This is a genomic window from Streptomyces sp. NPDC058964, from assembly GCF_042741275.1.
GTDB lineage: Bacteria > Actinomycetota > Actinomycetes > Streptomycetales > Streptomycetaceae > Streptomyces.
Genome location: NZ_JBHYKH010000553.1, coordinates 1 through 5,855, shown reverse-complemented (window position 1 = coordinate 5,855; position 5,855 = coordinate 1). Strand labels below are relative to the sequence as shown.

General features: G+C 74.0%; 2 protein-coding genes and 1 pseudogene. All 3 read right to left on the bottom strand.

Annotated elements, in window-relative coordinates:
* Window positions 1–904 (bottom strand): annotated as a pseudogene (locus ACFW2E_RS39940) (tetratricopeptide repeat protein); the annotation flags it as partial.
* Window positions 905–968: 64 nt separating this feature from the next.
* A complete protein-coding gene (locus tag ACFW2E_RS39935; RefSeq protein WP_384474931.1) occupies window positions 969–3,707 on the bottom strand; it encodes a SpoIIE family protein phosphatase in 2,739 nt (912 codons plus the stop codon).
* Window positions 3,708–3,792: 85 nt separating this feature from the next.
* On the bottom strand, window positions 3,793–5,855 hold a 2,063-nt coding region (locus ACFW2E_RS39930), incomplete at its 5' end, for a SpoIIE family protein phosphatase (RefSeq protein ID WP_384474929.1).

Here is a 5,855-nt window from a genome sequence, read left to right as displayed (position 1 = left end):
ACCCGGCTCGAAGGGTTCGGCCGGCAGCCCCAGCACCTCGGCAGCGGCCAGTCCGACAATCCGGGAGCCCCGGTCGGGCAGCAGAGACACGGACCGGGGGCGCACCTCGGCCGCCTCCAGCAGCGTCCGCAACCGCAGGAGGCCGCGCAGACACTGGCCGGGCGTGTCCTGCAGAAAGGCGTAACGGCCCGTCATCCCCTCGTGGAAGCCGTAGGGGGAGAGCGTGCCGAGCACGGTCCCGCCGATCACGTACTGCCAGCGGCGCCATCATATAGTGGGCGCGCGGGGGCGGTGCGGGGCTGTGCCTCGCGGCGCACCCCCGGTCGGGGGCGGCCGCGCGCTCCAGCATCCGGTTCTGCCGGGCCCGCGTCGGCAGCCACATGGAGTCCTCGGGGTTCGGGAGCAGTCCGTGCTGACGCCGGGCCAGGGCGAGATCACCCGCCATGATCGCGTTGAACACCAGGAGGTACCGGTCCGGCCAGTCGGCGAAGTCCGCCTCGTGCCGGGCGAGTTCCTCGACGGCCTCGCGGTGGCGGCCCTCCCGCTCGTACGCCGACACCAGCTCGCGCACGACCCCGAGCCGGCCCGGGTTGCCGCGCAGGACCTCGCGCAGGGCGGGGATCGCCAGGAACGACACGTCCCGTTCGACGCAGGCGTAACCGAAGTCGTAGAGCGCCTGGGCGTGTTCCGGCCGCGCGGCCAGTTCCGCGGCGGCCTGCCGGAGGTCGTCGAAGCCCGCGCCGCCCGCGGCCCGGCCGACCACCAGGGCCACCTCGCCGATCGGCTGGTCCTCCCCGGCAGCCCGCAACTGGCGTAGCGCCCCGGGTATGTCCCCGGAGTCCAGGCACTCCCAGGCCTTGCGGAGTTCGGGGGTCTTGGGGCGGCGATTCCTGCGCGAGAACATGACGGAGATCATCACCGATCACGGGACCGCGCACCAACACATTTCCGCGCGGGCGCCGCCGGTCTCAGGGCAGCGTCTGCCCGGCCCAGATGATCTTGCCCTCGGCGGTGTAGCGGGTACCCCAGCGCTCGGTGAGCTGCGCGACGAGGAACAGGCCGCGCCCGCCCTCGTCCGTGGTCGCCGCGTACCGCAGGTGCGGCGAGGTCGTGCTGCTGTCGGAGACCTCGCAGATGAGGGTGCGGTCGAGCAGCAGCCGTACCCCGATGGGCGCACGGCCGTAGCGGATCGCGTTGGTGACCAGTTCGCTCAGGATGAGCTCCGTGGTGAACGTCAGCTCCTCCAGCCCCCATCGCGCCAGCTGCCGTGTCACGGAGGTCCGTATGCCGGAGACGGCCGCCGGATCGGACGGAACCTGCCACTCGGCGACCCGGCCGGGGTCGAGTGCGCGGGTGCGTGCGACGATCACCGCGATGTCGTCGCTGGGCCGCGCGGGCAGCTGCTCCAGTACGGCACGGCAGGTGTCCTCGGGGGAGTCGCCGGCCCGCTCCAGGGCCGTGCGCAGCAGTTCCAGTCCTTCGTCGATGTCCCGGTCCCGGTCCTCGACGAGTCCGTCCGTGTACAGCACGAGCCGGCTGCCCTCCGGCAGCTCCAGGTCGGCCGTCTCGAACGGCAGGCCGCCCAGTCCGAGCGGCGGCCCGGCGGGCACGTCCGGGAACTCGACTGCGCCGTCGGGCCGGATCACGGCTGGTGGCGGATGCCCGGCCCGGGCGACGGTGCAGCGCCGGGAGACCGGATCGTGGATCGCGTACAGGCAGGTCGCGCCGGTGACCGCCGCAGCTCCGTCCGCGGGTGTCTCGTCCTGGTCGATGCGGCCCACCAGCTCGTCCAGGAGGACGAGGAGTTCGTCGGGCGGGAGATCGAGGGCGGAGAAGTTGTGCACCGCCGTGCGCAGCCGTCCCATGGTGGCCGCGGCGTGCAGCCCGTGCCCCACGACGTCCCCCACCACGAGGGCCACCCGGGCCCCCGACAGCGGGAGCACGTCGAACCAGTCACCGCCCACCCCGGCCTGCGCGGGCAGATAGCGGTAGGCGATCTCCAGGGCGCTCTGCTCGGGCAGGGTGCGGGGCAGCAGACTGCGCTGCAGCGCGACCGCCGTGCTGTGCTCGCGGGTGTAGCGGCGGGCGTTGTCGATGGACACCGCGGCGCGGGCGGCCAGCTCCTCGGCCAGGGCCAGCTCCTCGCCGTCGAAGGGTTCGGGTTTCTCCGAGCGCCAGAAGTTGGCCACGCCCAGGACCAGACTGCCCGCGCGCAGCGGCACGGTGATCAGCGAGTGGATGCCGTACTCCACCACCTGCTCGGCGCGTTCGAGGTCCTGGGCATGCCAGCCGTGCGCCTCGCGCAGCCGGGCCTCGACCACCGGCCGGCCGGTCGCCAGACTGCGGGCCTGCGGCGAGGAGTCCACGAACCGGATGCGTTCGCCCACCGGGTAGAGCGGGGCGTCCCTGCGGACCCCGGCGACGGCCGCGCGGCACAGCGCGCTCCCGGGCCGCGGCTCCTCCCCGTTCAGTACCGGGTCGAACAGGTCTACGGTCGCGAAGTCCGCGAAGCGGGGCACGGCCAGCTCCGCCAGTTCCTCGGCGGTGCGGTTCACGTTCAGGCTTGTGCCGATGCCGACACCGGCGTCGTACAGCATGTCGAGGCGTTCCCGCGCCACCTCGGCGCGGCCCGACAGGGCGCGCAGCTCCGTGGAGTCGCGGAGTGTGGTGACGCTGCCGGGCGGGCCGCCGCGCAGGTCCGTGGGGCGCTGGTTGATGGCCAGCAGCCGGTCCTTGACGAGGTGCACCTCGTCGCTGGCCTCCCGCCCCGAGGCCAGCAGTTCGGCGGTGCCGGCGTCCAGGCCCAGCTCCCGCACATGCCGTTGCTCGGCGTCGCCGGGCAGACCCAGCAGGCGCTGCGCCTCGTCGTTGGCGAGCACCAGACGGCCGTCGCCGCCGACGATGAGCACGCCTTCCCGCACGGCGTGCAGCACCGCGTCGTGGTGCTCGTACATCCGAGTCATCTCGTACGGGCCCAGGCCGTGCGTCTGCCGCAGGAGCCGTCTGCTCACCAGTGCCGTCCCTGCCGTGGCGAGGGCCATCGCCACGGCGGCGGCGGCCAGCAGGAGCGGCAGTTGCTGGTGGGCGGCGCCGCCCACGTGCTCGGTCGTGATGCCGGACGAGACCAGGCCCACGACGGTGCCGTCGGCCGCCTTGACCGGGACCACGACCTGAACCAGGCGCCCGATGGTCCCGTTGACCTCCTCGATCACGGTCCGCCCGGCCACCGCGGGCGCGATGGTGCCGACGAACTTCTTCCCGATGCGGTCGCGTTTGGGGTGGGTGTAGCGGATGCCGTCAGTGTTCATGACAACGATGAAGTCCACCCCGGTCGCCTTACGGGCGGCCTCGGCCTTCGGCTGGAGGATCGCCGTGGGGTCCGGGCTGCGCAGCGCCGCCGCCGTGCCGGGCGCGTTGGCGAAAGTCTGGGCGACGGCGAGGGAACGGTTGCGGGCTTCCAGGTTGCTGTCGTGCCGCACCTGCAGGACCTGTGCCACCACGGCCGACACGACCAGCAGCAGCACGATCACCGCTTGCAGCACGAACACCTGTCCGGCGACGCTGCGTCTGCTCACCGCCGGCCACAGCCTCCCGGCCCCAGCGCGGCGCGGCCCGGTCTCCTCCTGCTGCCGCCGGTCGAGCGGTGCACGCGGATGCCCGGGACGACGGGGCGGCCGAGTTCCGGGCCGGCCGGGCAGTCGGACCATGTGCCATGTCTACACTGCCCGGCCCCAGGAGGCGAGAGGCGTCACACGAGGTGGCCGGTGGTGATCCGGTCGCCGCGGCGCGGGGTCAGCGGTGCTGCCGGGGTGTCGCGCGCCGGGTGGCGAGCAGCAGCGCCACGTCGTCGGGCCGGTCGAGGGCGTGCCGGGCCGTCGCGGTGAGCCGGTCGGCGACGCCCGCCAGCGAGCGTCCGTCACGGCGCCCGGTGACCGGTCCGGCCTTCTCCAGGGCCTCGCACAGCGCGGTGATGCCCTCGTCGATGTCGGCGCCCGGCTTCTCGACCAGCCCGTCCGTGTACAGGGCGAGGACAGCGTCCGGCTCCAGACGCAGTCGCGCCACCGGATAGTGCGCCTGCGGGTCCACCCCGAGGACCACGCCACCGGGGATCTGCAGGACGTGGACCTGGCCCTCCGGGGACCGGAGCAGCGGCGGCAGGTGCCCGGCGCGGGCGACCCGCGCCTGACCGGTGGCGGGGTTGAGCCGGACGTAGCAGCAGCTGGCGAACTGACCGGGGTCGAGGTCGATGAGCAGCCGGTTGGTGCCGCTCATGACCTCGTCGGGCGGATGGTCGCCGAGCGCGAAGGCCCTTACGGCGCTGCGCAGCTGGCCCATGGTGGCGGCCGCCTGGACCCCGTGTCCCTGGACGTCGCCGATGACCAGCGCCAGACCGTTCCCGGCCTCGACCACGTCGTACCAGTCCCCGCCCACGTCCATGCCCTGGGTGCCGGGCAGATAGCGGCCGGCGGTCTCCACCAGGGGATGCGCGGACAGCCGCTGGGGCAGGAGCGCCTGCTGGAGGCCTCGGGCGAGGGCGGCCTCGGTGTCGTAGCGCTGCGCCTTCTCCATCGCGTGCGCGATCAGTCCGGCGAGCGCGGTGAGGAGCGTACGTTCCTCCGCGCTGAAGCTGCGAGAACGGTCGAAGCCGAGTATGCAGGAGCCCACCGGTCGCCCGGAGGCGATCAGCGGCAGGAAGGCGCGGGCCCCCTCGGTGGCGTCCACGGGAATGCCCGGGTAGGCGGCGGACAGCTGCTGCATGGACTCGAAGAACAGCGGCCGGCCATGGGTGAGCGTCTCCACGCCGGGCAGATGGGCGTCGAGGCCGACACCGTCGAAGGGCGCGAGGAACCCCTGGGGGAAGCCGGTCTCCCAGGCCAGGTAGAAGTGCCGCTCCTGCAGCAGGTAGATGGCGAGGCGGCGGCCGTCGAAGGCGGGCAGCAGCTCCTGTGTGACGACCGCCGACACCTGGCGGGCAGTGACCGCGTCGGTCAGCGCGATGGCCAGGGCGATGGGCCGGTACAGCGGCGCCATCGAGGGGCCGACGGGCACGGTGGGCCCGGTTCCGGGTGCCTCGGCCGTGTCGGGGTCGACGGGCGTCAGGCCGCCGACCGGGCTGTCGACCCGGTTCGCCGGCGTGACCGTGCAGGTGATGAAGTCAGGGCCCGGATGGAGGGACAGGGCCAGCCAGTCGGCCTCGTCGTCGTCGGCCGGGCACCGCGCGTGGAAGTGCACGGGATCCGGTGACAGCAGGGCGCCGCGCAGGTGGTCCTCGTACGGCGGCCGGTTCAGCCACGGCAGCGCCTCCCACAGGGGGCGGCCCCGCAGGCCGGCGGGATCCCGGCCCAGCAGTCGTGTCGCGACCGGGTTGGCGTACACGATCAGGCCCATCCGGTCCAGGCAGAACACGCCCTGCGGAAGCAGGTCGGCCGCCCCGTCTGCGGAGGCGGCCGGACCCGGGTCGAGGACGATCCCGCTCACGACGGACTCCTCGGCCGAGTTCGTCGGGGGCCACAGCTCCAGCAGGCGCGGGGCGCCGTCCCCGGCCCGCACCTGCAGGGGCGTCGTCGGGGGCTTTCCGGCGGCCGTGTCGTTCAGCGCGCGCAGGACGCGGTGGGCGTCGGCGGGCGCGATGGCGCGCGCGAGTCCCTGCGCCGTCCCGGCGAGGTCGCCCGGCCGCAACCCCAGCAGGTCGTGCAGCCGGTCGTCGGCGGTCACCGCGGAGCCGGCCGGATCCCAGGTGAACCGCCCGACGCGCCCTGCGGCCGGGCGGGCGGCGGGCGGCCGTACGCACAGGGGCTCACCGTCCCACAGGACCGCTCCCTCGGCCCCGTCGGCGAGGCCGCGCAGCCCGGCGC